Source organism: Cyanobium sp. CH-040 (assembly GCF_024346135.1).
Taxonomy (GTDB): domain Bacteria; phylum Cyanobacteriota; class Cyanobacteriia; order PCC-6307; family Cyanobiaceae; genus NIES-981.
In genome coordinates this window covers 67,460-92,618 of the sequence record NZ_JAGQCJ010000005.1, presented here as the reverse complement: position 1 = coordinate 92,618, position 25,159 = coordinate 67,460, and the positions used below count along the sequence as shown (strand labels likewise).

The window sequence follows — 25,159 nt, the reverse complement described above, 5'->3', positions numbered from 1 at the left end:
TTGTGGCGTCCGGCCGGAGCGTTCAAGGGCGGGTGAGGCTGCGCCCCATGCCCTGCAGGATGCCGCGGCCCACCAGGCCGATGGCCCTGCCCACCACCTGGGTGAGCAGCACCACCAGCAGATCGCCGATGCCCTTGAGCAGGGTGCGCAGCTGGGGGGCGATGGCATCGCGGGTTTCCAGGGCCAGGGTCACCAGCTGCTGCAGGCCGCCCAGCTGGCGCAGTTCCCGGTCGCGCGGTTCGAGCAGCTGCACGCTGGCGATGCCGGTGCCCTCCAGGCAGAGCAGCTGGCGGCGGCTCTCGTAGAGGGCGATCGGCCGCTCCACCCAGCTCAGCCAGCGCTGCTGGGCATTGAGCTGGTTGCGCAGCCGCTCCAGGTTGCGGGTGGAGAGCAGATCGGGGCGCAGCAGGTAGCGGCGCAGCTCCGGCCAGGCGCCGCAGCTGGCCAGCACCTCGGCGGCCAGCAGTTCGGCGCTGCGCAGCAGCCAGTTGGCCACCAGCCGTTCCAGGTGCAGCACGGCGCGGGGATCGTCCGGCGGCAGCAGCTGGCCGTCCACCAGCAGCGGCCGGGCCAGCACTAGGGCGGCGACCATGGGCAGGGCGTCGGGCAGCTCCGGGTCGTCGGCCCGCAGGTCGCTGGCGCGCACCAGGCTGGCCGCCACCGGCGTGAGGCTGCCGTCCTGGGGCAGCTGCACGTAGGGACTGGCCATCTCGCGCAGCGCCTGCTCGCGCAGCTGGGGCTGCAGTGCCTGCCAGCGCTCCAGCAGCGCCGTCAGGTCGCTGCTCCCGCCACCGGCCCCACTGCCAGAGCCGCCGCCGGCCAGTTCCCCGGCCAGCTGCAGGCGCAGCCGGTCGAGCTGGTGCACCAGGGCGATCAGCAGGTCGACGCGGCGGTCGCTGTTGAGGCCCTCGATCGCCAGCAGCTGGCCGCTGCGGTTGGCCAGACCGGTCTCGATCGCTGTCGTGAGCCGGCCGCGCACCGTGTCCCAGATGCCGCCGGCGCTGCGCTGGCGCAGGGTGAGTGCGCCCCCTGCGCCGGGCAGCTGGTCTGCGCCGGCAGCCTCGGCGGACACCGGCAGGGGGTCGCTCCAGGCCATGCTGAGCGGGCCCCAGAGCCACAGCAGCAGCCGGCGCGCCCAGCTCAGCTCCCGCAGGCGGCCCTCCAGCATCAGGCGGGCCAGGGGGTGGAGCGAGGGGCGGGCCAGCAGCAGGTTGCAGCCGGCCATGGCCACGGCGATCTGATCGAGACCGCTGAGCAGCAGGGCCTGGCCCAGGCCGGGCTTCGCGCCCGTTGCCGGCCCCTCGTCCGGCTGCAGCTGCAGCACGCGGCCGCCGCCGCGCAGGGTGGCGATCGCCTCCAGCAGCCGCTCCGGCGTGGGGTCCTCGATCAGGCCCTGGCAGGGGAGCTGCAGCAGCATCTCGCGGCCGAAGCCGTGGCCGGCGCCCAGCACCACCAGCAGCGGCGCCGGTTGCCAGCGCTCGCGCAGCAGCAGCGCTTCACGCCGGAGGCTGGCCTCGGCCATGGCCGCGCTGGGCCGCCAGAGCACCAGGGCCGGAGCGCCCTGGAGACGGCCGGGGCCCTCGGCCACCGTGAGTTCGCTGAGCTCGTCGGCCAGCAGCCGGGTGAGGGCGGCGGCCAGCAGGGGCTCGGCGATCAGCAGCAGCTCGGTGCTCACGCGCAGGCGCCTGGCGTCGGCCCAGAGTACCGGCCCCGGCAAGACGGCCTGCGGGTTGGGGGACCGGCCGCCGCTCAGCGGCGGGGGCGGCCGGTGAGGTGCAGGGTGTAGGTCTCGATGCAGTAGCCGGTGTGCTGTTCGATCTGCTGCAGCAGCTCCGGGGGCAGTTCCACGTCCAGATCGCGGATCGCGCCCGACTCCATACAGGTGAGGTGGCTGTGGGGATCGCTGCGGTAGCCGTAGAGGCGGCCGCTGGCGCGGTCGAGGCACTCGATCACCCCGGCCGACTGCAGGGCTTCGAGGTTCTGGTAGACGGAGGTATGGCCGATGTTGCGGCCCAGATCGTTGAGCTTCTCGAAGATGTCCCTGGCGCTGAGGTGACTCTTCTCGCTCCAGAGCAGATCGAGCACCATGCGGCGCTGACGGCTGAGGCGCATGCCCAGGTCGCGGCAGCGGCGGTACACCTCCTCAACGGTGGTGCAGCCTGCGGCGTCAGCGGCGGCGGGGGGAGCCGCCGTGGCGGAGCCGCTGGCGGCAAGCCCGGTTGTGGCGGGGGCGGCACTCACGCGTGGCAGCGGCTCTTGACGGCAGCAGGACGACTCAGTCCGTTATAGAGCAACCTGCAATCGGTCCGCCTACGCGATGCCGGCGCTGGCGGGGGGATCGCCCACGTCCTGCAGGCGCCCGTCGCCCACCGCGCCCAGGGCCTCGGCCAGATCCACCCGGCCGTCGTAGAGCGCCCGGCCCACGATCACGCCCTCCACCCCCAGCGGTTCGAGGGCCAGCAGCGAGAGCAGGTGCTCGAGGCTGCCGATGCCGCCCGAGGCGATCACGGGCACGGCGCTGGCCTCGGCCATGGCCCGCAGCGCCGTCAGGTTCGGACCCGCCAGGGTGCCGTCGGTGGCGATGTCAGTGCTGATCACCGCGGCGATGCCGCTGCCGCTGAAGCGCCGGGCCAGATCGGTGGCGTCGGTGCCGCTCTCCTCGATCCAGCCGCGCGTGGCCACCTTGCCGTTGCGGGCGTCGATGCCCACCACGATCCGGCCCGGGTGGCGCGCCGCCAGCTTCTGCACCAGCTCCGGCCGTTCCAGCGCCACCGTGCCCAGAATCACCCGGTCGAGGCCGCAGGCGAGCAGCTCCTCGGCCCGCTCGGCCGTGCGCACGCCGCCGCCGAGCTGCACCGGAATCGTCAGCGCGGCGGTGATCGCCTTCACGGCGGCGTCGTTCACCGGCAGGCCGCTGCGGGCGCCGTCCAGATCCACCAGATGCAGGCGGGCGGCACCCTGCTCCTGCCAGCTCAGGGCCTGGGCCACCGGGTCGTCGCTGAAGCGCGTCACCTGGCTGTAGTCGCCCTGGTGCAGCCGCACGCACTGGCCGTCGAGCAGGTCGATGGCGGGGATGATCTGCATCGCTGGCTGGCCTCGCACTCCACGCGCCGGCCATCCTGAAGGACCGCGGCTGCGTTCGTCCTGGCCTTCCTCCTGGAGCTGGTGCCGGCCCTGGCGGCGGGCATGCTGCTGGCCCGTGGGCATCCCCACCTGGCCGGTCGCCTGGCGGTGCCGCTGCTGCGCTGGGGCGTGCCGGTGAGCATCACCGGCCTGCTGCTGCGCAGCGGCCTGCACTGGAGCTACGGCCAGGTGCTGCTGCTGGCCGCCGCGGCCGTGCTCTGTGCGCTGCTGCTCCTGGCTCTGGTGCCGCCGCTGCGGGCCGCCTTTCGCACGCCCCAGCAGCGGCTGGGCGCCGTGGTGGGCAACACCGCCTACTTCGGCATTCCCGCGGCCCTGGCTCTGCTGCCCGCCGGCGCCGTGGGCTACAGCATCAGCTACGACCTCGCCGCCACCCTGTTCACCTGGTGCATCGGCCCCTCGCTGATCCGGGGCGTGCCGCTGCGGGCCGGGGTGCTGCTGAAATCCATGGCGGCCAGCCCGGCCACCCAGGGGCTGCTGGGAGCTCTGCTGCTGCAGGGCACCCCCTGGCACCAGGTCCTGGCCGCTGCCCTCTGGTGGCCGGCGCGGCTGGTGATCTGGCTGTCGCTGGTGGTGGTGGGCCTGCGGCTGGGGCCGGTGCTGGGGGCGCGGCTGCCCCTGCGCCTGCTGCCGGCCCTGCTGGTGAAGCTGCTGGTGTTCCCGTTGCTGCTGCTGGCCGGCGTGGAGCTGCTGGGCCTGGAGGAACCCGCCCGCTCGGCGGTGGTGCTGCAGGCGGCGGCACCCACGGCCGTGGCGGTGCTGCTGCTCTCGGAGGCCGCCGGCTCAGCGGTTGAGGGGCCCGAGGCCGCCACCGAGGCGGCGGCCCTCGTGCTCTGGAGCACATTGCTGGCCCTGGTGTCGGTGCCGCTGTGGGCCTGGGCCCTCGGCGCCGGCCTCCCCCTCGGGGCTTGAATGGCGCCCAGTTCGGACGCTCCGGCGGACTCAGGCGGCATGAGGATCCTGGTGATGGGCGGCACCCGCTTCGTGGGCCGGCCCCTGGTGGAGCTGCTGCTGGCCCAGGGCCACGAGCTCACCCTGTTCACCCGCGGCCGCAATCCCGTGCCGGGCGGCGTGGAGCACCTGGTGGGAGACCGCAGCGCGCCGGAGGGACTGGAGGTGCTGCAGGGCCGGCGGTTCGACGTGATCGTGGACAGCTCGGGCCGCACCCTCGCCGACACCCGCGCCGTGATCGCCCGTACCGACGCACCCGCCCACCGCGTCGTGTACGTGAGCTCGGCCGGCGTCTATGCCGACAGCGAGCTCTGGCCCCTCGATGAGAGCAGCCCCACCGATCCCGCCAGCCGCCATGCCGGCAAGGCGGAGACGGAGGACTGGCTGCGCGCCCAGGGCATCCCCTTCACCAGCTTCCGCCCCACCTACATCGTCGGCCCGGGGAACTACAACCCCGTGGAGAGCTGGTTCTTCGACCGCATCGTGCACGGCCGGCCGGTGCCGCTGCCCGGCGACGGCAGCACGATCACCCAGCTCGGTCATGTGCAGGACCTGGCCGCCGCCATGGCCCGCTGCATCGAGGTGGAGGCCGCCGCCAACCGCGTCTACAACTGCAGCGGCCGCCAGGGCGTCACCTTCCGCGGGCTGGTGCACAGCGCCGCCCGTGCCGCCGGTGTGGATCCGGCTGCTGTGGAGATCCGCAGCTTCGATCCCGCCGGGCTGGACAAGAAGGCACGCAAGGCCTTCCCCCTGCGCCTGGCTCACTTCCTCACCGACATCACCCGGGTGCGGCGGGAGCTGGCCTGGGAGCCGGCCTTCGATCTGGACGCCACCCTGGCGGACAGCTACCGAAACGACTACGCCCTGCGCCCGCCCGCCGAGCCCGACTGCAGCGGCGACGCGGCCCTGATCGGTTGATGGTGCCCACTCGCGGCTGAGCCAGGCTTCAGCGATCCACCAAAGGGTTGATCAGGCGGAGAGCGCCGATCCGGCCGCCGTGGTTGAAGTCCTCGCTGAAGAGCACATCACAGCGGCTGCGGATGGCGGCTTCGGCGATCAGGGCATCTAACCAGCTCAGCTGTTCGCGCGTGCTCAGCAGATGCGCATCGAGCACCAGCGTCGTGTCGGTGGTCACCACCTCGTGGTCAGCACAGACCTGCGCCAACCAGTGGCGGATCCGTTCGGATTTCCCGGGATTTCGCTGGTCGAGGCGGTAGGCCCAGAGGTTGGAGTCGATGAACGCCCGCATCAGCGGGGCTGGTGAAGCTCATCGCGCGTCCAGGGTTCTGCGCTGCTGCCGGTGCTGCTTGAGGCCACGGCTTCGAAGCGGGCCAGGGCCTCGAGCCTGCGGCTGCGGGCATCGACGTAGCGGCTGAACGGGTTCAGCTGCGCCGCAGGTACCCCCGGGCCGAGCTCAGCGCCAGCAGCAGCGACGGCCAGAACAGCCACCAGCCCAGTTGATGCAGGGCCGCTGGATCGGGTTGCCAACCCGGCGGCCAGAGCAGCAGCAGCAGGCTGGTGAACTGCAGCACGGTCTTGGCCTTGCCGGACAGGGAGGCTGGGCCGCCTCCGCTGGCTCCGGCGCGCCAGCCGGAGATCAGCAGCTCGCGGGCCAGCAGCAGCCACACCGCCCAGAGCGGCAGCTGCTGGGGCCACGCCGGCTGGGCGGCCAGCCACAGAAGCGGCGCGGCGATCAGGATCTTGTCGGTGAGGGGATCGAGGCGCGCCCCCCATTCCGAACCGCCACCGGCGCGGCGGGCCAACCAGCCGTCGAGGCCGTCGCTGAGGCCACCCAGCAGCAGCAGCCACCAGGCCAGGGCCGCCTGGCCGGCGCCCAAGGCCAGGATCAGCGGCAGGCCCAGCAGGGCCCGCGCCACGGTGAGGCCGTCGGCCAGCCGCCGAGCCCGGATGCTGAAACCCGCCGCTGACCTGCCGCTCATGGCAGCGGCCCCAGCTGGGCGTGGAGGCCATAGGGCTCGGCGTCGGCCGGATCGCTGATGCCCAGCTCCTCACGCCCCTGGCGCACGGGCCTGTGCCAGCCCTCTTCCCAGCGCACCGCGGCCAGACAGGCGGCCCGGCGGGCGATGGCGGTCAGCAGTCGCAGACTGTCGGCCGCGCGCAGCAACTCCTGGAAGCGCCCCATCCCCGCTTGCGGCTGCAGCTTCTGCCCATTGTGAAGGCGGCGCCGGCCCAGGCTCAGAATGCCCCCACAGCCCGCCCCTGCCGCCGTGGTGCAACAGCCCGTCTCCGCCGTGATGACCGCCCCGGTGCTCAGCGTCACGGTCGACACCCCCCTGCAGAACGCCGTGAAGCTGATGAGCGACCACCACATCAGCGGCCTGCCGGTGGTGGACGAGAGCGGCGCCCTGGTGGGGGAACTCACCGAGCAGGACCTGATGGTGCGCGAGAGCGGCTTCCAGCCGGGTCCCTACGTGATGCTGCTCGACGCCGTGATCTACCTGCGCAATCCCCTCAGCTGGGAGCGGGAGGTGCACCAGGTGCTGGGCAGCACGGTGGGCGAGGTGATGCGGCGCAATCCCCACAGCTGCGGCGCCGACCTGCAGCTGCCTGCCGCGGCCCGGCAGCTGCACGAGGGCGGTACCCAGCGCCTGTTCGTGCTCGACGACGCCCGCCGGCCGGTGGGCGTGCTCACCCGCGGCGACGTGGTGCGGGCCCTGGCCGCCGAGGCCTGAGCGCCGCCCCGTCCGCGGCGCTCCAGGGAACCACCGCGCCCTCCGCCACCAGCCACTGCCGCTCCCCGGTCGGGCTGGGATGGCCGCCGGTGAGCTCGCCGAAGGCGGGCAGCGCCAGGCGCTCAGCCCTGGGGTCGTAGCTGAAGCACGGCAGCCGCAGGCGGTCGGCGCCGCGGCCGATCACGGCCACCGGGTGCAGGTGGCCGCAGATGTTGAGCAGGCCCGGGCGCGGCTCGGGCTCATGGCTGAGCCACCACGGCCCCAGGGCCTGGCTGGGCTGCTGGGGCAGGCCGGCGATCCAGCTGCCGCGCTCGTGGTTGCCCCCCACCAGCTCCAGCGCACACCCCAGCAGCTCGGGCAGCGCCGCCAGCTTGGCCCGCAGCTCGGCGGTGAGGCCGAGGCGGCTGTGGATCAGATCGCCGAGCACCACCACCCGGTGCGGACGGTGCCGGTGGCTGAGCTCCAGCAGCCGGTTGAGGCTGCCGGCGTCGCCGTCGCTGGGCAGGGGCACGCCATGCACCTGGAAGGTCTCGGCCTTGCCCAGGTGCACGTCGGCCACCAGCAGCACCCCGCGCCGGGGGTCGAGGGCGGCCCGGACGCCCAGCAGCTCCAGATGCTCGCCGCGCCAGTGGAAGCTGGCGTTCACCGCGGGCCGATGGCCAGCCGGTAGGCCGGCCGCGCCTGGGCGGCGGCGATCGTGGCCTGCACCTGGGGCCAGGGGCTGAGGTCGATCTGGGGCAAGAAGATCGGCAGGTAGGCCAGATAGGCCTGCACGGCGCAGTCGGCGGCGCCCCAGGCCTCGCCCACCAGCGGCCCGCCGCCGGCCAGCTGCGCGTTGAGCACGTCCATCAGCCGCGGAAATTCGCGCTCGCGGTTGCTGGGCACGAACAGGGCCACCGCCAGGGTGGCGTTGGCGAACAGCAGCCACTGGGCCACCAGGGCCCGGCGGGCGGCCGCGGCGTCCGGCCCGCCCACCAGCTCAGGGTTGAATTCGCCGCCGTGGCGCTCGGCCAGGTGCAGCAGGATGGCGCCGCTCTCGAACAGCCGCAGCGGCCCGCCGCCGGGGGCCTCGAGACTGTCGTCCTCCAGGGCCGGCAGCTTGGCGAAGGGGTTGATGGCGGTGAAGGCCGCTTCGCGGTGCTCGCCGGCCTGCAGGTCGAGCTCCACCAGGCGGTAGGGGATGCCCTTCTCCTCCAGGTACCAGCGGGGCATGGAGGCGCGGGTGCGGGCGCCGCCGTAGAGGGTGAGGGTCATGGGGGCCTGGGCGGGAGCGCCGGCCAGCCTATGGGCCGCCGGAGGGCTGCCGCCGCCGGGCCTGGGGCACACAATCGAAGCAGTGTCGAAGCAGTGGCGGCGGGGGCTGGGGATGGCGGAGCACGGCACCCACGGAGACCCGGACCGCCAGGCCTGCCTGCTGCAGCTGGCCCCCCACCTGGTGGGCCGCACGCGCCGGGGGGTGGTGGGCAGCAGCCGTTACGCCGAGCGTCTGCGCGAGGCCGTGCGCCAGGCGGCCGCCGACCCGGGGGCCGGGCCGGTGCTGATCTGCGGCGAACCCGGGCTGGGCAAGGACAACCTGGCTGCCCTGATCCACTACGGCAGCCCGCAGCGGCGGCGCCTGATGGCCCGCATCGACGCCGCCACCCTGGGCGATGACGGGGCCGCCCTGTTCGGCAGCGCCTCCTCCGGCGGTGACGGTTCGCTGCTCGACTGCCTGGGGGACGGCGCCCTGCTCATCGACAACCTCGACCGGGCCGATCCCCGCCTGCGCCCGCGGCTGCTGGAGCTGCTGCGCGAAGGCCGCTGGCGGGCGCCGGGCCCTGCCGGCCGCGAGCGCCGGTTCTGCGGCCGGGTGTTCGCCACCACCGAGTCGGCCCTGGCGGAGTTCGACCGCTGCGCCACCGTGATCCGGGTGCCGCCGCTGCGGGTGCGGCGCCAGGACCTGGGCGAGTGGCTGCGCTACGGCATCCGCCAGCGGGCCCGGGGGCTGGGCTGGCGGCTGCCGCCGCAGGTGAGCGAGGCGGTGGTGAAGCGGCTCCAGAGCCACGACTTCCCGGGCAACGTGACGGAGCTGGAGGGCGTGATCGAACGGGCCCTGCGCCAGGCCGCCGCCGACAGCTCCAGTGAACGGCCCGGCGCCCCCTTCGCCAGCCTGCCCGCCACCCTGCCCGATGAGGTGTTCTGGACCGGCGCCCGGCCGGGCCGGGCCCGCTTCGACCTCTGGCGCTGGAAGCCGCGGCTGCGCTTCGCGATGCGCTCCCCCCGGCTCTGGAACGCCCTGCTCTTCGGCCTGGTGAGCTGGGTGTTCGTGCTGGTGAACCTGTGGCTCTGGCTCGGTCCCCAGGACCGGGCCCACAACGGCGCCCTGAACCTGTTCTGGGCCTGGTGGTGGCCGCTGATCCTGCTGGCCTATCCGCTGGTGGGGCGGCTGTGGTGCTCCTTCTGTCCGTTCATGGTGTGGGGCGAGATCAGCCAGCGCCTCGCCCGCGCCCTGGGCTGGCGGCCGCGCTCCTGGCCCCGGGGCGACAGCGACGCCTGGGGGGCGCCGCTGCTGGCTGCCGGCTTCGCCCTGATCCTGCTCTGGGAGGAGGTGTGGGACCTGGAGAACACCGCCTGGCTGAGCAGCTGCCTGCTGCTGCTGATCACCGCCGGGGCGGTGCTGGGCTCGCTGCTGTTCGAGAAGCGCTTCTGGTGCCGTTACCTCTGCCCGGTGGGCGGCATGAACGGCCTGTTCGCCAAGCTCTCGATCCTGGAGCTGCGGGCCCAGGCCGGCACCTGCAGCGGCAGCTGCAGCACCTACGGCTGCTTCAAGGGCGGTCCGGCGGTGGGTGAGGGTCTGGCCACCGCCGGCTGTCCCCTCGGCACCCACCCCGCCCACCTGGCCGACAATCGCAACTGCGTGCTCTGCCTCACCTGCGCCGCGGCGTGCCCGCACCGCTCCGTGCAGCTGCGCCTGCGCCCCCCCGCCGCCGACCTGCAGCGGGAGATGGAGGCGCCGGCCGGGGAGGCGGGGCTGATCCTGGTGCTGGCCGGCGGCATCGGCCTGCACCACTGGCAACGGCTGCTGGGCTGGCTGCCGCTGGCGCCCGGCAGCCTGCAGGCCGGGCCGCTGCTGCCGAGGCTGGCGTTCGGCTGCCTGGCCCTGGCCCTGCCAGCCCTGCTGTTTCTCCTGAGCCGGCCGCTGCTCCCGGCGGGCCAGCGCCGCCTGCCGCTCTACGCCCTGCTGCCCCTGCTCTGGGCGCTGCTGCTGGCCCGCCACCTGCCCCTGGGCATGGCCGAGGCCGGCCGCATCCTGCCGGTGAGCCTGGCGCCGCTGCTGGCCGGAGCGGCCTCATTGCCCGCCTGGAGCGCCGACGTCCACGTGATCGCCTTCTGCCAGAGCGCCGCGGTGCTGCTGGGGCTGGGCTGGTCGGCGGTGCTGCTGCGGCGGCTGTGGCCGGCGCCGCGGCTGCAGCTGGCCGGACTGGGGGTGTTCCTGCTGCTGGCCGCCGGCGGCCGCTGGCTGGTGGCCCTGCCGCAGCTGCAGCAGCCCCTGGCTGTCCTGCCGCCGGGATAATGGCGCCCAACCCCCCAGCCGCCCCCCGCACCTCCATGACCACCGCCCTGCTGATCGCCCTGGCCGCCTCGCTGGCGCTGATGGCCTGGATCGTCAAGCGCCTGGAGCAGGCCTGAGGGTCGCGTTCCTTCACAGGGGCAGCAGGGAGGCCATGCGCACGCAGGCTCCCTGAGCCTTGGCTGCGTACATCGCCTGGTCCGCGGCCACCAGCAGCTGCCGCACCGTGCGGCCGTGTTCGGGGTAGCGGGCGATGCCGACGCTCGCCGACAGCCCCGGATCCAGGCCCACTTCCGTGAGCGGTTCCCTGCAGGTTTCGATCAGCTTGTCGGCGATCCGCAGCAGCTCCCCCTCGCCGCCGGCATGGGGCACCAGCACCACGAACTCGTCACCCCCCTGACGGCAGATCACATCGGTGCTGCGCAGCACGGCCTGCAGGCGCCGGGCCATCACCTGCAGCACCCGGTCACCCACGGCATGGCCGTGGCGGTCGTTCACCTCCTTGAAGCCGTCGAGATCGAGATAGAGCACCGCCAGGGCCCAGTGGTGGCGCTGCGCCAGGGCCAGATCCCGCTCCAGCTGCTCCATCAGCAGGGCGCGGTTGCCCAGGCCGGTGAGCACGTCGTGGCGCGCCTGGTGGTGGACCGCCTTCTCCTCGGCGTAGCGGTCGGTGATGTCCTCCAGCATGCCCACGAAGTAGCGGGGCTGGTGATCCGGTCCGCGCACGGTGGAGATCGAGAGGTGGTGGCGGCGCAGTTCGCCGCTGCGCACCCGGTTCCAGAGGTCGCCCTGCCAGTGGCCCTGGCTGTGCAGGCTGCTCCAGAGTTCGCCGTAGAAGGCGTCGTCGTGGCGGCCGGAACGCAGCAGGTTGGTGTGCCGCCCGAGCACCTCCACCGGCCGGTAGCCGCTGAGGCGGCCGAAGGCCTCGTTCACCATCAGGATCCTGCCCTGGGGGTCGCTCACCACGATCCCCAGCCGCGAGGCCTCGAACACCGTGCTGGCCAGGGCCCGCTCCTCCCCGGCGGCCTGGTTCACGGCCAGGGCCGCGCGCATCGCCAGATGGCTGTTCACCAGCGCCCGGGTGCTGAGGGCGGCCAGGGTGGTGGCGGCCAGCCCGCAGGCCAGCGGCAGCCACAGGCCGCGCCGGTCCGCGCCCGGGCCTTCCCCCGGGCCGGCCCGCAGGAGCGTGAGGGTCCAGGTGCGGCCGGCCAGATCCAGCGGCTGGCTGAGGCTGCCGCCGGATGGATCGCCGCCGGTTTCCGGAAGGGGTGGCGGCTCCCGACCGCTGCCCGTGAGGCGCAGGCGGCCAGCCAGCCACTGGCCTTCTCTCAGCCGTGCCAGACCCCGGGCCAGCAGCCCGTCGCTCTCGACAACCGTCAGCGCCCAGCCCTGGGGGGGACCACCCGCTGCCGCCGCCGGCACCGCCAGCGCCAGCAGGGCCGGCTCCGGCCCGCCGCTGAGGCTGGCCAGGCCCGTTCGGGCCGAGCGCTCCAGGGCCTCGCGACGGGCGGGCACGGCGGCCGGATCCTCTCCCAGCAGTGGCCGATGGGCGGCAGCGGAGGGCGCCACCAGCTCCACCCGGCTGCGGATCGGCGCTGCGCCCGGCGCAGCCAGCGGTTCCAGGCGCCGGGCGAAGCCCAGCACCCGGCCCTCGCCGGCGAGGGCCGCTGCGAAGCTGCGGAAGTCCGCCTCCCGCACCGGTGCGGCCACCCGCAGCAGCCCCGCCACCGCCTGCAGCAGCTGGATGTCCTCGGCCAGGGCCGCGCGGATGGCCCCACCGGCCTGCAGCAGCAGCGCCTGCTCCAGGCGCCGCTGCTCGGCCAGGGCCGCGCGGTGCATCCCCGCCGTCACCACGCCGGTGAGCAGCAGCCCGCCCGCCAGCACCAGCGGCGGCAGCGCCTGCAGGGGGGCGGCCTGCAGCCCCTTCGCCAGCCGGGCGAGCGGCGCTGCCTGCCCTCCCCCGGGGCGGCGTCCTGGTGGCTCTGGCGGTGTGGCCACGCCGTCGGCTCCTGGGGCCGGGTCCCCGTTAAGACACCTCTGGCCTAGCAGGCTTCCGCCCGTTCCGCCTCGGCCCGCAGCCGCTCGATGCGCTCCAGCAGCGACTCGTTGCTCATGCGGTTGTTGAGACGCTCGGCCAGCAGCGGGAAGGCCAGCGGCCCCGGCCGGGGGGTGCGCTCCAGAAGCAGGCGGCAACCGAGCAGCCGCTCCAGGGCGGCGCGGATGCGCGGCAGCTCCAGCTGCTCCTGCAGCACCTCGCGCCGCGCCTGGGCCAGCAGCCGGTTGCCGGGCTCGTGGCGGCTGAACACGTCGTGGAGCAGGGCGGCGCTGATCTGCAGCTGGCCGCCGCTGCGGCTCTGGCCGGGATAGCAGTTGCGCACCAGGCCGGCGATCTGGGCGATGGAGCGGAAGCGGCGCCGTCCCAGTTCCGAGAGATTCACCGCCTGCTCCAGATCCTCCTCCAGCCGCTCCACCTCCAGCAGCGCGTCGCCGTGGAGCTCGAACAGCTCCTCGAACGGATAGCCGCGCGGCGCCAGCAACTCGAAGCCGTAGTCGTTCACCGACACCGTGATCGTGCCGGGCCGGTGGCGGGCCAGCCGCCAGGCCCACAGGAAACCCAGGCCCTCGTGCACGAACCGCCCCTCGAAGGGATAGGCGTAGAGGTGGCTGCCCTCGCGGCTGCGGCACACCTCCACCAGGAACTCATCGCGACGGGGCAGGCGCGAGAGGTCGGCCTGGCGGCGCAGCAGCGGTTCCAGGGCCTGCAGTTCGGGGGTGTCGAGCTCGCCATCCCCCGCGAGGGCCCGGGCGCAGCGGTCCACCTCGGCCCGGAGCCCCTCGCTGAGCAGATCGGAGAGGGCCATCTGGCCCCCCGCCCAGGCCGGCACTGCGGAACTCTTCTTCGTGGTGGCCTTCACCTGGGCGGTCATCTCCCGCAGGCGCACGAACTCCAGCTGGCGGCCGGCGAAGAAGAACACATCACCCGGCCGGAGGCGGGAGATGAAGGTCTCCTCCACATGGCCGAGCACGGCGCCGCGCACGTAGCGCACGGTCACCGCACGGTCGGCGGTGATCGTGCCGATGTGCAGGCGGTGCAGGCGGGCGATCGCCTTCTCGCGCACCACGTAGCGGAACCCGTCGCCGGCCGGCTGGCGCTCCAGCTTGCGATAGCGGGGATAGGCCCCCAGGCACTCGCCGCCCTCCTCCAGGAAGCGCAGGCACCACTGCCAGTCGCCGGGGCTGAGGCCGCGGAAGCTCCAGGCCGTGCGCACCACGGCCCACTCCCGCTCGGGATCGAAGCCCGGCCCGCAGGCCAGGGTGGTGAGGTGCTGGAGCAGCACGTCGAGCGGCGCCTCGGGCGGCCGGCGGGTCTCCACCAGGCCCTCGGCGAGGCCGCGCCGCATGGCGCTCACCTCCAGCAGTTCGAGGGCGTTGGTGGGCATGAACAGCACCTGGGCGGTGCCGCCGGGGCAGTGGGCGCTGCGGCCGGCCCGCTGCAGCAGCCGCGCCAGGTTCTTGGCCGAACCGATCTGCACCACCCGCTCCACCGGCTGGAAGTCGACGCCCAGATCCAGGGAGCTGGTGCACACCACCCAGCGCAGAGCGCCGCTCTTCACGGCCGCCTCGATCGCCTCGCGTTCGGCCCGGTCGATGGCGCTGTGGTGCAGGGCCAGGGCGTCCTCCATCTCCGGGCAGGCGTAGCGGAGGCACTGGTGCCAGCGCTCGGCCTGGTTGCGGGTGTTGGTGAACAGCAGCGTGGAGACGGCGGGATCGAGGGCCGCCACCAGCTCCTCGTACATGCGCAGGCCCAGGTGGCCGGCCCAGGGGAAGCCGTCGATCGTTTCGGGCAGCAGGCTGCGGATGGCGGTGGGCCGCTCGATGGCGGCGCTGATGATCAGGGGTTCGCCGCTGCCCGTGCCCACCGCCGCCCGGGCGGCCTCCTGGAGGTTGCCGATGGTGGCGCTGATCGCCCAGGTGCGCAGCGCCGGCCGCAGTGCCCGCAGCCAGCTCAGGCAGAGCTCGGTCTGGCTGCCGCGCTTGCCGCCCATCAGCTCGTGCCACTCGTCGAGAACCATTGCCTGCAGGCCGCTGAACAGCTCCGGGGCGCTGGGACTGGCCAGCAGCAGCGACAGCGACTCGGGCGTGGTGATCAGGATCTCGGGGGGCCGGCGCAGCTGCCGGCTGCGCTCACTGCTGCTGGTGTCGCCGTTGCGGATCGCCACCCGCAGCGGCCAGCCCATGGCCTCGATCGGTTCCTGGATGGCCAGGGCCAGGTCGCGGCTGAGGGCCCGCAGCGGCGTGATGTAGAGCAGGCGCAGGGCGCCGGGTGCTTCACCGGGCCGCTCCGCGCTCCAGCCCGCTTCAGCGAGCAGCTCGGCGATCGGACCCATCACCGCGGCATAGGTTTTGCCGGAGCCGGTGGGCACCTGGATCAGGCCGCTGCGGCCGGCCAGGTAGGCCCGCCAGGTCTGGCGCTGAAAGGGCAGCGGCGTCCAGCCCCGGCGTGCGAACCAGGCCTCGATCGGCGCCAGGGCGGCGGCGGCATCCACGCGGCGGCACACGCAATGCCCACAGTCCAGCAGGTGGGAGGGCGGCTGGGGCTGTGCCGGCCCGGTGTGGATCTCCTGGCCCGGGGGCGGGCCGGTAGCGCGGGCCACACCCGCTCCGCCGGCGCTCCATACCCTCGGGCCACTTCCGATCCGTGCCATGCCCACCTGCGTGCGGGCCCGCCACGTGGCCCCCGATCTCTCCGTGTTCGTCGTCACCAGCGGCTGCGATCCCGGCGGCCCGGCCAACGGGGGTCTGCGCCTGCTGCCCTACCGCTCCGACGGCGCCGCCCTGGCCGACGCCCGCCGGCTGGCAGCCCTGATGGAGCAGAAGCACAGCCTCTATGGCACCGGCTTCAGCGGCGGCAAGGTGGTGGCCCGGGCCGCCGATCCCCGGGGCCTCAAGCAGCGGGTGCTGCAGGTCACCGCCCTGCTGCTGGAGTCGCTGGGCGGCAGCATGGTGACGGGCTGCGATCTCAACACCGGCCGCGAAGACATGGAGCGGCTGGTGCGCTGGACCCCCCACGTGCTGGCGGCCGTGGGCAGCCGCATCGACCCCAGCGCCTGCACCGCCCACGGCGTGCTCGGTGCCCTGGAGGCCCTGCGCCCCCGTCCCGGCAGCGCCCTGGTGCATGGCTGCGGCGCCGTGGGTGGAGTGGTGGCCCGCTCCCTGGTGGACGCGGGTTGGCGGGTGTGGACCGTGGATCGCGATGGCCGCCGCGCCGCCCTGCCCGGCGCGCGCCCGCTGGACCCCGACGGTGCCTGGTGGCGCCAGGAGGTGGACGTGCTGCTGCCCTGCTCGGTGTCGGGCCTGATCGGCGGCGCCATCGCCCGCCAGCTGCAGGCGGCTGCGGTCGTGCCGGCGGCCAACGCCCCCTTCCAGCGGGCCTGCCTGGCCGACGATCTGGCCCAGCGGGGGGTGACGGTGCTGCCCGATCCGCTGGTGAACGCCGGCGCCGTGATCGCCGATTCGATCGAGCGCTACGCCCCCGACGCCTGGCGCCGGGCCGAGCCGGAGCAGGTGTATGGGTTCGTGCGGGCGGTGGTGCAGGAGCGCACCTGCCGCCACCTTGCCGGATCGGCGCTCGCGCCTGGCCCGGCCAGGGAGCCCGAACCCGTCATGGAGTGCGAATCCGCAGTGGAGACAGCGCCGATCGGCCTGCGCTTCCCGCTCTGGTGCGCCCGCCGCTAGCCCTTCAGGTCAGCAGCACCGACACCACCACCGCGGCCACCCCCAGGATCACGGCGGCCACCACCAGGCCGGCCGCCACATTGCCCCTGCGGATCTCGCTCCGGTAGTCGATCGGGGCGAGCAGGTCGAACAGCCAGGTGCCGCCGTAGATCAGCAGCACGCCGACGACGGTCCAGCCGATGGTGAGCAGCAGTTGCGTGAGCCGAGGAGCCATGGCAGCCAGCAGGGGGCTGGAACGCGTTCCCTACGCTATCGGCAGCGCCTGAGCCGAGATGGCGATGCCGTCATCGCCGCGGCAACCTCCCCCTGCCACGGTGTCACCGGCCCGGGACATCAGCCGCGGCGCGGAGGTGGTGCGCTGGCCCCAGCTGGCGCTGCTGCTGCCGCTGGCGCCGCTGCTGGTGCTGCTGGCGGCGGTGAGCGTTCCCCGCCAGCGTCAGCTGGTGGTGCTGGAGGGGGAGCAGCCGGCGTCGAGCCGTCCGTTCCGCCTGCACGACGGCTGGCTGGGCAGCCCCGAGATCCGTCTGCGCGCGGAACTGCCGCCCAACACCGCCATGGCGCTGGCGGTGGATCTGCTCGATCCCGCCGGCCAGACGGTGCTGCAGTTCGACCAGGAGGGCTGGCGCGAGCAGGGGATCTGGCAGGAGGACGGTGAGAGCGGCCGCTACGACGAGAGCGACGCGGAACTGCGGCTGCAGCTGCGGCCCCGCCAGGGGGGAGACCACACCCTGCGACTGGCGCTGGAGGAGTTCACGGATGCCGCCGGCCGGCCCCTGCCGGCGTCGCTGCGGGTGGCGCTGGTGGTGGACAACCACAGCGTCGACGGTGGGCTGCTGCTGATCACCGCGGCCGTCACGGCTGTGCTGGTGCGGCTGCTGTGGGTGGCGGTGTACGGCGACTGCCGCCAGCGCCGGCGCCTGCGGGTGGACGACGACGGGGCGGCCCTGCGGCTGGAGCTGGGCGGAGCCGGCCTGGTGCGGGTGCAGGTGCTGGCCCGCTACGAGGAACCGGATCTGCCGCCGGTCCGGCCGCAGCCGGCGCCGCGCCAGGTGGAGCTGGAGCTGGCGGTGAGCGATGCCTGGGGGGCGGTGCTGCTGCGTGAACGGCTGGAGGTGCCGCTGCGTCACTACAGCAACGATGGCGACCACTGGTGGGTGGTGAACACGAGCCGCTACCTGCGCCTGAGCGAGCCCGCCAGCCTGCGCCTGCGGGCCTCCCTGCCCGATCCCCTGGCCGGCGGGGCGGTGGAGCTTGAGTGGATCCAGCTGCTGGTCGAGGATGGCGTGGTCACCGCCTGGCCGGTGGCCGTGACCCCCCTGCGCAGCCCCGGGTGATGGAACGTCAGCTGCTGCTGCTGCTGGCCGTGCTGGCCCTGCTGCTGGGCTCCGGCCTGGCGGTCACCCGCCCGGCCCTGTACCGCATCGGTCAGGACGGCACGCCGCGCACCACAGGGGCCGTGGCCTTCCGCGGTCGCAGCGTCGGCGGCCGCTGGCAGCCGGCCGCGGGCCAGCGGGGCTGGGGCGGCTTCCAGGGGCGGGGACCGGGCGGAGCGAAGTGAGCCGATCCGCACCGTCGTCGCGGCGCCTGAGCGGCGGCCAGGTGCAGCTGCTGCTGATCACCGCCGCCATCTCCTCCTGTGTGGGCCTGGTGCTGGAGCTGCTGCTGGTGGCCCAGGCCAGCTACCTGGTGGGCGATGCCGCCCTGGCCACGGGGGTGGTGGTGGGCACCTTCCTGGCGGCCATGGGGCTGGGGGCCTGGCTGAGCCAGTTCCTGGCCACCGCCGGTGACCCCCAGCGCCAGCTGCTGCGGGCGCTGCTGCGGGTGGAACTGGGGCTGAGTCCACTGTGTCTGCTGGGCCCCCTGGCCCTGTTCGCCCTGTTCGCCGTCGACGGCCCGATCTGGCTGGCGGTGGTGCTGCTGACGCTGCTGGTTGGGGTGCTGGGGGGGATGGAACTGCCCCTGATCACCCGCCTGCTGGAGAACCAGCAGCAGCTGCGCACCGCCCTGGCGCGGGTGCTGGCGCTCGACTACCTCGGCGCCCTGGCCGGAGCGCTGCTCTTCCCGCTGGTGCTGCTGCCCTGGCTGGGGCTGCTGCCCACCGCCGCCGCCCTGGCGGTGGTGCCCCTGGTCACCAGCGCCCTGCTGGCCTGGCGGTTTCCGGAGCTGCGGCGCTGGCGCTGGCCCCTCGGCGCCGCCGTGCCGCTGACGCTGCTGGCCGGCGCGGTGGTGGGTCCGCTGGGCGATCGCATCGAGGACAGCCTCTACGCCGATCCGGTGGTGGGACGGATGCAGTCGCGCCACCAGCGCATCGTGCTCACCCGGCGCCGCGGCGACCTGCGCCTCTATCTGGACGGCAGCCTGCAGTTCTCCAGCCTGGACGAATACCGCTACCACGAGGCCCTGGTGCACCCGGCCATGGCCCTGCACGGCCGGCCGCAGCGGGTGCTGCTGCTCGGCGCCGGCGACGGCCTGGCCCTGCGCGAGGTGCTGCGCTGGCCGGCGGTGCGGCAGGTGGATCTGCTGGAGCTCGATCCGGCGATGCTGCAGCTGGCCCGCCGCCACCCGCTGCTGCGCCGCCTCAACGCAGGCAGCCTCGCCGATCCGCGCGTGCGCGTGCACGTGGGCGATGCCTTCGCCCGGGTGGCCGAGCTGGATGGGCCCTACGACGTGGTGATCGCCGATTTCCCCGATCCCGCCACAGCCGCCGTGGCACGGCTCTACAGCGTGGCCTTCTACGGCCGCCTGCGCCAGCGCCTGGCCGGCGATGGCGTGCTGGTGACCCAGGCCTCCACCCCCTTCTTCACGCCCCGGGTGCTGGCCTCGATCCAGGCCAGCCTGGAGCACCTGGGGCTGCGCACCCGGCCCTACAGCGTCAGCGTGCCCAGCTTCGGGCCGTGGGGGTTCGTGCTGGCCCAGCGCTCCGGCCCGGAGCGTGGCTTCGCACCGCTGCCCTTCACCGGACGCTGGGTGGATGCCACGGAGCTCGAGCGGCTGTTCGAGCTGCCGCGCGACCTGCGGCCGGATCCGGGAGAGACGGTGCTGCCGAACCGCCTGGGGCGGCCCGTTCTGGCGGAGTACCAGCGCCGCAGCCGCTGGCAGCAGGGCTGGCCCTAGGCGCCCTGGCGCCTAGATCCGCGACATCGCCGAGATCTTAGCGAGCTTGACGGCATCGAGGCCGTCGAGTTCCTCCAGCGTCAGCAGCTCGTCGCGCACCAGGCTGGCGAACACGAACAGCAGGCCGGAGAGACGGAAGTCGAAGCGGCCCTCGATGGCGTGGCGCTGGATGCTGAGGAAGTCGTGCAGGGTCCAGACGCTTTCGACGCTGTCCAGCGTGCGGGCATGGGCCTGGACGGTCTGCACCAGGGATGCGATCGCCCGCTGCTGAGCCCTGTCGAAGGCGCACCGGGCGATGATCTGCTCGGCTTCACTCCAGCCGGCATCGTCGGCCGGGGCCTGGGATGGAGCGGTTGACCGGGTCGCTGACGGGTGCTCGGCTGCCTGTCCTCCCATCCCTGTGCCGCGGTCTGAAACGTGATGTCGTGGACGCTACAGCGCCTGTGATGCCACCGCGAGCGCGCCCGCCTGGCGCCGCAGCCGGCGGTGGCAGGCGGGCAATGCATACCAGGGCAGGGAGGGATGGCTGTGGTGCTCCACGTGGTAGCCGAAGTGGAAGCAGGCCAGCAGTGACAGCGGTTCGGGCCAGGCCAGCGTGACGGCGCCATGGCTGGCGTCGCCGCTCTGGCGGCGGTGGGGCAGGTAGGTGCCGAACAGGAACAGCTGCACGGCACTGAGGACCAGCGGCAGGATCCAGTAACAGAGCACCACCTGCAGGCCGTGGCCGTGGCGGGCTGAAACCAGCAGGGCGGCGCTGAGCCAGAGCAGCGCCAGCAGGGCCAGGGTGCGGGGCCCGAGATAGCCGCCCAGAAAGCGCAGGAACCAGCCCACCGGCCCGGGCCGGTGCGGGGCGTGGAAGTCGGGATCGCGGGCGCTGCCGGGGGCGCGGTGGTGCAGCAGGTGGTTGCGGCGGCAGATGCCGTAGGGCAGGCAGGCGTAGAGCGCCAGGGCCAGGTGGCCGAGCCCGTCGTTGAGCCCGCGGCTGGCCGGCACCAGGGAGCGGTGCATGGCGTCGTGGCCGACGATGAACAGACCGGTCTGCAGCTGGGTGCGCAGCAGCACCGCCACCAGGGCGGCCCCCGCCGGCAGGGCCGGAGCGAGGGCCAGCAGCAGCAGGCTGAGGCACCAGCCGCCGATCAGACCCAGGGCGACGGCGGTGCCTCGGCTGATCACTTGCCGAGCTTGAGCAGCTCGGCCGGGGAGGCCAGCAGGTCTATGGCCACGAAGTAGATCTTGTTGTCGGGATCGAGCAGGAAGCGCCAGGCCACGTTCATGCCCACATTCGCGCCGAACCAGGGGGTCTGCACCTTGCCGGTGACCTTGATCTGGGTGAAGCCGCCGTCGGTGGGCTCGCTGTAGCCGCGTTCGGGCAACAGGCTCAGGTTCTGGCACTCCTCGCGGAAGAAGCGCAGGATCGCCTCGCTGCCCACGATCGGCTGCTTGAACGGCGGCTGCAGGGCGCCGTCGGGCAGGAACAGCTGGATGAGGTTGTCGAAGTCGTTGGCGTTGAGCAGCTCCATGTAGGAGAACACCGTGGGGTTGAGCACCCCTTCGATGAACACCTTTTTCCGCTGCTCCTCGGGGGTGGGCACCACCACCGGCTCCATCACCTTCTGTCCTTCGCCCTTGGTGGGATCGAAGCCCATGTCCACCACGAAGTTGCGCAGCACGGTGATCTGCTGACCACCCTCCAGGCCGCGCAGGCTGGCGAGCACGGAGGCGGCGTTGGCGGAGAGCTGATAGCCCTCGGGGATCGGCGCCACGATGCCCTCGTCCATCCACACACCCAGCTGGTACCAGAAGCCCAGCTTGATGTTCACCGACCAGTTGGCGTAGGTGCGGCCGATCTCGGTGTCGGCGCTATTGGCCAGATCACACATCACCTGGCTCTGTTCGGTGAAATCCATCGCCTTGATCCGGTTCAGCACCGGTTCGGCGAACTGCATGCGGGCCGCACCGGGGGCTGCGATCGTGATCGTCTTGCCCATCTCCAGGTAGGCGTACCAGATCAGGGCCAGCTGGTCTTCGGCGCTGAGCAGCCGGTAGCGGGCGGTGAGGGCGGGAACCGCATCGGCCGACAGCGTTTCGGGAAAGATCTTGGTGGCCTTATCCAGGGTGAACATGGCGCGGGTCTCCAGGGAGCAAGGGACTGCCCTGAAAGGTAGGTGCTGCATCCCCGACCCGACTGGTGCGGGGACCCGCCATAGCCTGGGCAGGTCTCCATCTGTTGCACCCCGCCGTCATGGCCGTGTTCCTGCTGGCGTTGCTGGTGCTCGCCGGCGTGGGGGTGCTGCTGCTGCAGCGCCGGCGCCGCCAGGCGGCCCAGCGCCGCCGGGAGGCCCGGGAGCGGGAGCGCACGCTCTTCGACCTGCGCCTGGGCGACATCGTGCAGGCCGAGGCCGCCGACTGGGTGGTGGAGGACCGCCTGCTCTACGACCAGGACGGCTTCCAGTGGCTGGAGTATCTGCTGCGCGACGGCGGCCGCAGCCGCTGGCTGGTGGTGTGCGAGGACGACTGGCTGGAGGTGAGCTGGCTGGAGCCGGTGGACCTGGTGCCGCCGCCGCCCCTGCCGCTGCCGCCGGAACTCACCTGGCACGGCGCCACCTACCGGCTCCAGGAGCAGGGCACCGCCAGCGTGACCGCCAGTCACCGGCGCATGAACCAGCGCCTGGGCCGCTGCCGTTTCGCCGACTACACGGGGCCGGGCGAGCGCGTGCTGGGGCTGGAGGTCTGGGCTCAGGCCGGCGGTGCCCAGGCGGATGCGGAGATCGAGGCCACCGCCGGGCGGCTGATCGATCCCCGCAGCCTCACCCTGCTGCCTGGCGACGGCCGCTCGGTGTACCGGAGCGCCGCGGACTGATTCCCCGGCTCACGCCTCGGGCAGCAGGGCCAGGGCACTGGCCAGGGTGTCGGCCTCGGCGGTCGGTTTGTCGCGGCGCCAGCGGCTGATGCGCGGGAAGCGCACGGCGATGCCGCTGCGGTGGCGGCTGGAGCGCTGCAGCCCCTCGAAGGCCAGCTCGAACACCTGCAGCGGCTGCACGGCACGCACCGGCCCGAAGCGCTCGGTGGTGTGGCTGCGGATCCAGCGGTCGAGCTCGTCGATCTCGCCGTCGTCGAGGCCGGAATAGGCCTTGGCGAAGGTCACCAGCCGCGGGGGCTCGGCGCCGTCGCCGGGCTCGCCGGCAGGGGCGGGTGACCGCTCCCAGAGGCCGAAGGTGTAGTCGGTGAACAGGTTGGCGCGGCGGCCGCTGCCGGCCTGGGCGTAGAGCAGAACGGCGTCGAGGCGGAAGGGATCGCGCTTGTGCTTCCACCAGTGCCCCCGCCGCCGACCGGCCAGGTAGGGCGAGTCGGCGGCCTTGAGCATCAGGCCCTCGGCACCGGCCGCGCTGGCCTGGCCGCGCAGCGGCTCCAGCTGATCCCAGGCCTGCAGGCAGAGAAGGGGGGAGAGGCGCAGGGGCCCGGGATCAGGGGTGCCAGCCGCCGCCGCCGGCTGCCGCAGCAGGGCCTCCAGGGCGGCCCGGCGCTGGCTCAGGGGCTGGGGGCGCAGGTCCTCGCCCCCGTGCTCCAGCAGTTCGTAGGCCAGCAGCACCGCGGGGCACTCGGCCAGCAGCCGCCGCCCCGGCGCCTTGCGCCCCAGACGACGCTGCAGCTGGGCGAAGGGGGCCGGCCGGTCGCTGGCACCGGGCCACACGAGGATCTCGCCGTCGAGCACGGTGCCATCGGGCAGCGCCGCCGCCGCCGCGGTCAGCTCCGGGAAGGCGTCGTTGATCAGCTCCTCGCCACGGCTCCAGAGGAAGCTCTGGCCGGCGCGGCGGATCAGCTGGCCGCGGATGCCGTCCCACTTCCACTCGCACAGCCAGCTGGTGGCGGCGCCGGGCAGGGGTGGGTCCAGGGGGGAGGCCAGGAAGAAGGGGTAGGGCCGGCTGGGGGCCGCCTCCATCGCCTGCGCCGGGGCGATCAGCTGGCGCCAGGCCTGGGCCGAGGGCACGAAGCCGCCCATCAGCCGGTGGGCCAGCAGCGCCTCCTCCAGGCCACTCAGGCGGGCCAGGGCGCGGATCACCAGCCCCCGGGCCACGCCCACCCGCAGGCCGCCGCTGAGCAGCTTGTTCACCACCAGCAGCTCGTGGGGCCCCAGGGCGCTCCAGAGGCTGCGCACCGCCTGGGACTGGGCCTCCGGCTCGAGGGCGGCGGCCCGGGGCAGCAGCTCCTCCATCCAGTGGTGCAGGGGCTGGTCACCGGCCAGGGGGGCGTCGGGGCCGGCGGGATGCTGCTGCTGCCAGAGCAGGGCGATGGTTTCGGCCGAATCGCCCACCTGGGCATGACAGTCGTCGAACAGCCATTCCGGCAGGGAGGAACCCTCCAGGCAGATCTGACGCAGCCGGCGGCCGGTGATCAGCCGCCGGCCCTGCTGGCCGAGAAGCACCTGCAGGGCCCAGGCGGCATCGGCCGGCTCGGCATCGCTGAGGTGACGCACCAGGGCGTTCACCCTGGCGTTGGTGCCGGTGAGGCCATCGAGTTCGGCGTAGAGCTCAGCAAAGCGGCGCATTGACCGAGTGAATCAGCTGTTGCGACCTGTCGAGAGACGCTCGACGGTTCGGAGCGGGACCTGCCCCGTCATGGCGTCGCTCGGGGCAGCAGCTTCAGTCCCACCACCAGCCAGCCCACGGTGAGCACCAGGCAGAGGGCCGTCCAGCGGCCCAGCCCCATGCCCGCAATCGCCAGCGGGGCGAAGGCGGTGATCAGCCCGCCACCCAGGAAGGGCTCGAACAGCAGCTGTTTGAACGAAAACGCCTCCAGCACCTGGCTGCGGCCCATGGGATCGGCCATGCGCAGCAGCAGCAGGCCGTTGGCCGTGGTGCCGGTGGCCTGGCCGAAATCGGCGATGCCGCGCTCGAACCAGGCGTCGGGAAACAGCCGCGGCGCCAGCAGCAGCACCATCAGCACGTTCCAGGCCAGGCCCGTCACGGCCAGCAGCGTGAACGGGAGCAGGTTGTCGGCCAGCAGGGGAAGGTTGAGGCTGGCCATGGCGGCGGTGATCAGCACATCCATCGCCAGCGAGGCGATGCTGGCCTGATCGGTGGCCGAGGCCAGAAACGGCTGCTCGAGCTTCTGCAGCAGAAGCTGCACCAGCAGCCCGCCCACCATCGCCAGGGGAAACACCGGCAGCGCCTCGAACACCGCTGAGAGCTGCACCAGCAGCTGCTTGATCAGCGCGCCCACGCCCACCGCCACCCCCGCCAGGGTGAGGTTGAGGGTGAGCACATCGAGGCTGATCTCCTGCCCGCTGGGAATCAGGCCGGCGGCACGCTCCCCCGCCAGCCGGCCCCTGGCGCCGAAGCTGCCCTTGCGCCCCCCCACCAGGGCGGCGGGACTGCGGTGCCGCTGGCGCAGCAGCCAGCGGCGGGCCTGGCCCAGCAGCACCAGGGCGGTGCCGAGCAGCACCGAGGCCATCACCCCCACGGTGGCCATCGCCAGGGCCAGGGTGCGACCGGCGGGAAAGCCCAGCTCCTGGTAGGTGCGGCCCAGGCCCGCCGCCGTGCCGTGGCCGCCCTCGAAGCCCACCTCCACCAGGGTGGCCATCAGCGGATGGCTGCCCAGCAGGGGCTGCAGCAGGGCCAGCACCACCAGCCCGGCCACCAGGTACTGGCCGAAGCCGATCACCATCGAGAAGGCGGTCTGGTGGGCGGCCCGCTGCCAGAGCTGGCCGGGGCTGGGCAGCCTCTGCCCGAGAAACAGGGTGGCGAACACCAGGGCGATCAGGGCCGCCGGCGCCTGGGACCACACCTCCACCACGGTGTCGGGCACCAGCTGCAGCGGTCCGTAGGGGCCGATCGCCAGACCCAGCAGGCCGGCGATCAGCGCTTCCGGCAGACCCAGGCGGCGCAGCCAGGCCAGCCGGCGGCGCAGCACCAGGGCGATCAGCAGCAGCAGGCTGAGCACCGAGAAGGCGATCAGCACGTCGTAGACCTGCATG

At 73.4% G+C, this 25,159-nt stretch carries 25 protein-coding genes; 9 read left to right on the top strand and 16 right to left on the bottom strand.

Annotation, left to right across the window (positions count from 1 at the left end; all coding sequences use genetic code 11):
• Positions 1-22: 22 nt before the first annotated feature.
• The 3 genes from KBY90_RS06545 to hisA all read right to left on the bottom strand — a co-directional run bounded on the left by KBY90_RS06545 (position 23) and on the right by hisA (position 3,084).
• The gene (locus tag KBY90_RS06545; RefSeq protein ID WP_254967699.1) at positions 23-1,717 is read right to left on the bottom strand and encodes a DUF3685 domain-containing protein; all 1,695 of its coding nucleotides are present in this window, start codon (positions 1,715-1,717) and stop codon (positions 23-25) included.
• A gap of 32 nt (positions 1,718-1,749) precedes the next feature.
• A complete protein-coding gene (locus KBY90_RS06540) occupies positions 1,750-2,112 on the bottom strand; it encodes a Fur family transcriptional regulator (RefSeq protein ID WP_254967809.1) in 363 nt (120 codons plus the stop codon).
• Between the two features lie 198 nt (positions 2,113-2,310).
• On the bottom strand, positions 2,311-3,084 hold the full coding sequence (gene hisA, locus KBY90_RS06535) for a 1-(5-phosphoribosyl)-5-[(5-phosphoribosylamino)methylideneamino]imidazole-4-carboxamide isomerase (protein ID WP_254967698.1): 774 nt from the start codon (positions 3,082-3,084) through the stop codon (positions 2,311-2,313).
• A gap of 81 nt (positions 3,085-3,165) precedes the next feature.
• Here hisA and KBY90_RS06530 point away from each other — a divergent pair, with 81 nt between their 5' ends.
• Positions 3,166-4,053 carry a malate transporter gene (locus KBY90_RS06530; protein ID WP_254967697.1) on the top strand — a complete coding sequence of 296 codons (888 nt, stop codon included), beginning with the start codon at positions 3,166-3,168 and terminating at the stop codon, positions 4,051-4,053.
• 39 nt (positions 4,054-4,092) lie between these two features.
• Entirely contained in the window at positions 4,093-5,010 is a 918-nt protein-coding gene (locus tag KBY90_RS06525; protein ID WP_254967696.1) for an NAD-dependent epimerase/dehydratase family protein, read from the top strand.
• A 28-nt stretch (positions 5,011-5,038) separates the two neighbouring features.
• On the opposite strand, the gene KBY90_RS06520 is transcribed toward KBY90_RS06525, so the two are convergent.
• From KBY90_RS06520 to KBY90_RS06510, 3 genes are all read right to left on the bottom strand, one after another.
• Entirely contained in the window at positions 5,039-5,341 is a 303-nt protein-coding gene (locus KBY90_RS06520) for a PIN domain-containing protein (protein WP_254967695.1), read from the bottom strand.
• 133 nt (positions 5,342-5,474) lie between these two features.
• Positions 5,475-6,032 carry a CDP-alcohol phosphatidyltransferase family protein gene (locus KBY90_RS06515; RefSeq protein ID WP_254967694.1) on the bottom strand — a complete coding sequence of 186 codons (558 nt, stop codon included), beginning with the start codon at positions 6,030-6,032 and terminating at the stop codon, positions 5,475-5,477.
• Positions 6,029-6,235, bottom strand: coding sequence for a ubiquinone biosynthesis protein COQ4 (locus tag KBY90_RS06510; RefSeq protein ID WP_254967693.1), 207 nt, complete (start codon positions 6,233-6,235; stop codon positions 6,029-6,031). Before KBY90_RS06510 ends, KBY90_RS06515 begins: the two co-directional genes overlap by 4 nt.
• 112 nt (positions 6,236-6,347) lie before the next feature.
• On the opposite strand from KBY90_RS06510, the gene KBY90_RS06505 reads away from it, so the two are divergent.
• On the top strand, positions 6,348-6,785 hold the full coding sequence (locus KBY90_RS06505; protein ID WP_254967808.1) for a CBS domain-containing protein: 438 nt from the start codon (positions 6,348-6,350) through the stop codon (positions 6,783-6,785).
• Here the strand turns inward: KBY90_RS06505 and pdeM are convergent.
• Together pdeM and KBY90_RS06495 are read right to left on the bottom strand one after the other, a co-directional pair.
• A complete protein-coding gene (gene pdeM, locus KBY90_RS06500) occupies positions 6,742-7,431 on the bottom strand; it encodes a ligase-associated DNA damage response endonuclease PdeM (RefSeq protein WP_254967692.1) in 690 nt (229 codons plus the stop codon). The genes KBY90_RS06505 and pdeM overlap by 44 nt on opposite strands.
• A complete protein-coding gene (locus tag KBY90_RS06495) occupies positions 7,428-8,039 on the bottom strand; it encodes a glutathione S-transferase family protein (RefSeq protein WP_254967691.1) in 612 nt (203 codons plus the stop codon). Before KBY90_RS06495 ends, pdeM begins: the two co-directional genes overlap by 4 nt.
• Before the next feature lie 112 nt (positions 8,040-8,151).
• Here KBY90_RS06495 and KBY90_RS06490 point away from each other — a divergent pair, with 112 nt between their 5' ends.
• A complete protein-coding gene (locus KBY90_RS06490) occupies positions 8,152-10,338 on the top strand; it encodes a 4Fe-4S binding protein (protein WP_254967806.1) in 2,187 nt (728 codons plus the stop codon).
• Between the two features lie 129 nt (positions 10,339-10,467).
• Here the strand turns inward: KBY90_RS06490 and KBY90_RS15075 are convergent, their stop codons facing one another.
• Together KBY90_RS15075 and KBY90_RS06480 are read right to left on the bottom strand one after the other, a co-directional pair.
• Entirely contained in the window at positions 10,468-12,333 is a 1,866-nt protein-coding gene (locus KBY90_RS15075; protein ID WP_254967690.1) for a diguanylate cyclase domain-containing protein, read from the bottom strand.
• Positions 12,334-12,377: 44 nt separating this feature from the next.
• On the bottom strand, positions 12,378-14,882 hold the full coding sequence (locus KBY90_RS06480) for a ligase-associated DNA damage response DEXH box helicase (protein WP_254967805.1): 2,505 nt from the start codon (positions 14,880-14,882) through the stop codon (positions 12,378-12,380).
• Between the two features lie 157 nt (positions 14,883-15,039).
• On the opposite strand from KBY90_RS06480, the gene KBY90_RS06475 reads away from it, so the two are divergent.
• Positions 15,040-16,071, top strand: a complete 1,032-nt coding sequence (locus KBY90_RS06475) for a Glu/Leu/Phe/Val dehydrogenase dimerization domain-containing protein (RefSeq protein WP_254967689.1) — start codon at positions 15,040-15,042, stop codon at positions 16,069-16,071.
• Positions 16,072-16,075: 4 nt separating this feature from the next.
• Here the strand turns inward: KBY90_RS06475 and KBY90_RS06470 are convergent, their stop codons facing one another.
• Positions 16,076-16,285: a DUF350 domain-containing protein gene (locus KBY90_RS06470; protein ID WP_254967688.1), complete on the bottom strand. Its 210-nt coding sequence runs from the start codon at positions 16,283-16,285 to the stop codon at positions 16,076-16,078.
• Between the two features lie 58 nt (positions 16,286-16,343).
• Between KBY90_RS06470 and KBY90_RS06465 the strand changes: the two genes are divergently transcribed.
• Genes KBY90_RS06465 through KBY90_RS06455 form a run of 3 tightly spaced genes read left to right on the top strand, consistent with a single transcriptional unit; the run spans position 16,344 to position 19,185 of the window.
• Complete coding sequence (locus KBY90_RS06465; protein WP_254967687.1) at positions 16,344-17,405, top strand: hypothetical protein; 1,062 nt, start codon at positions 16,344-16,346, stop codon at positions 17,403-17,405.
• Positions 17,405-17,629, top strand: a complete 225-nt coding sequence (locus KBY90_RS06460) for a hypothetical protein (RefSeq protein WP_254967686.1) — start codon at positions 17,405-17,407, stop codon at positions 17,627-17,629. The genes KBY90_RS06465 and KBY90_RS06460 overlap by 1 nt, the downstream gene beginning before the upstream one ends.
• The gene (locus KBY90_RS06455) at positions 17,626-19,185 is read left to right on the top strand and encodes a polyamine aminopropyltransferase (RefSeq protein WP_254967685.1); all 1,560 of its coding nucleotides are present in this window, start codon (positions 17,626-17,628) and stop codon (positions 19,183-19,185) included. The genes KBY90_RS06460 and KBY90_RS06455 overlap by 4 nt, the downstream gene beginning before the upstream one ends.
• 12 nt (positions 19,186-19,197) lie before the next feature.
• Here KBY90_RS06455 and KBY90_RS06450 read toward each other — a convergent pair whose 3' ends face one another.
• The 3 genes from KBY90_RS06450 to KBY90_RS06440 are packed head-to-tail and all read right to left on the bottom strand — an operon-like array spanning position 19,198 to position 21,308.
• A complete protein-coding gene (locus KBY90_RS06450) occupies positions 19,198-19,581 on the bottom strand; it encodes a hypothetical protein (protein WP_254967684.1) in 384 nt (127 codons plus the stop codon).
• A 36-nt stretch (positions 19,582-19,617) separates the two neighbouring features.
• The gene (locus KBY90_RS06445) at positions 19,618-20,358 is read right to left on the bottom strand and encodes a fatty acid desaturase (protein WP_254967683.1); all 741 of its coding nucleotides are present in this window, start codon (positions 20,356-20,358) and stop codon (positions 19,618-19,620) included.
• On the bottom strand, positions 20,355-21,308 hold the full coding sequence (locus KBY90_RS06440; protein ID WP_254967682.1) for an orange carotenoid-binding protein: 954 nt from the start codon (positions 21,306-21,308) through the stop codon (positions 20,355-20,357). Before KBY90_RS06440 ends, KBY90_RS06445 begins: the two co-directional genes overlap by 4 nt.
• 104 nt (positions 21,309-21,412) lie before the next feature.
• Here KBY90_RS06440 and KBY90_RS06435 point away from each other — a divergent pair, with 104 nt between their 5' ends.
• A complete protein-coding gene (locus KBY90_RS06435) occupies positions 21,413-22,045 on the top strand; it encodes a DUF4178 domain-containing protein (protein ID WP_254967681.1) in 633 nt (210 codons plus the stop codon).
• Between the two features lie 9 nt (positions 22,046-22,054).
• Here KBY90_RS06435 and KBY90_RS06430 read toward each other — a convergent pair whose 3' ends face one another.
• Together KBY90_RS06430 and KBY90_RS06425 are read right to left on the bottom strand one after the other, a co-directional pair.
• Positions 22,055-23,731 (bottom strand): ATP-dependent DNA ligase, encoded by a 1,677-nt coding sequence (locus KBY90_RS06430; RefSeq protein WP_254967680.1) that lies wholly within the window; start codon positions 23,729-23,731, stop codon positions 22,055-22,057.
• Positions 23,732-23,799: 68 nt separating this feature from the next.
• Positions 23,800-25,158 carry a sodium/glutamate symporter gene (locus KBY90_RS06425; protein WP_254967679.1) on the bottom strand — a complete coding sequence of 453 codons (1,359 nt, stop codon included), beginning with the start codon at positions 25,156-25,158 and terminating at the stop codon, positions 23,800-23,802.
• Position 25,159 lies beyond the last annotated feature (1 nt).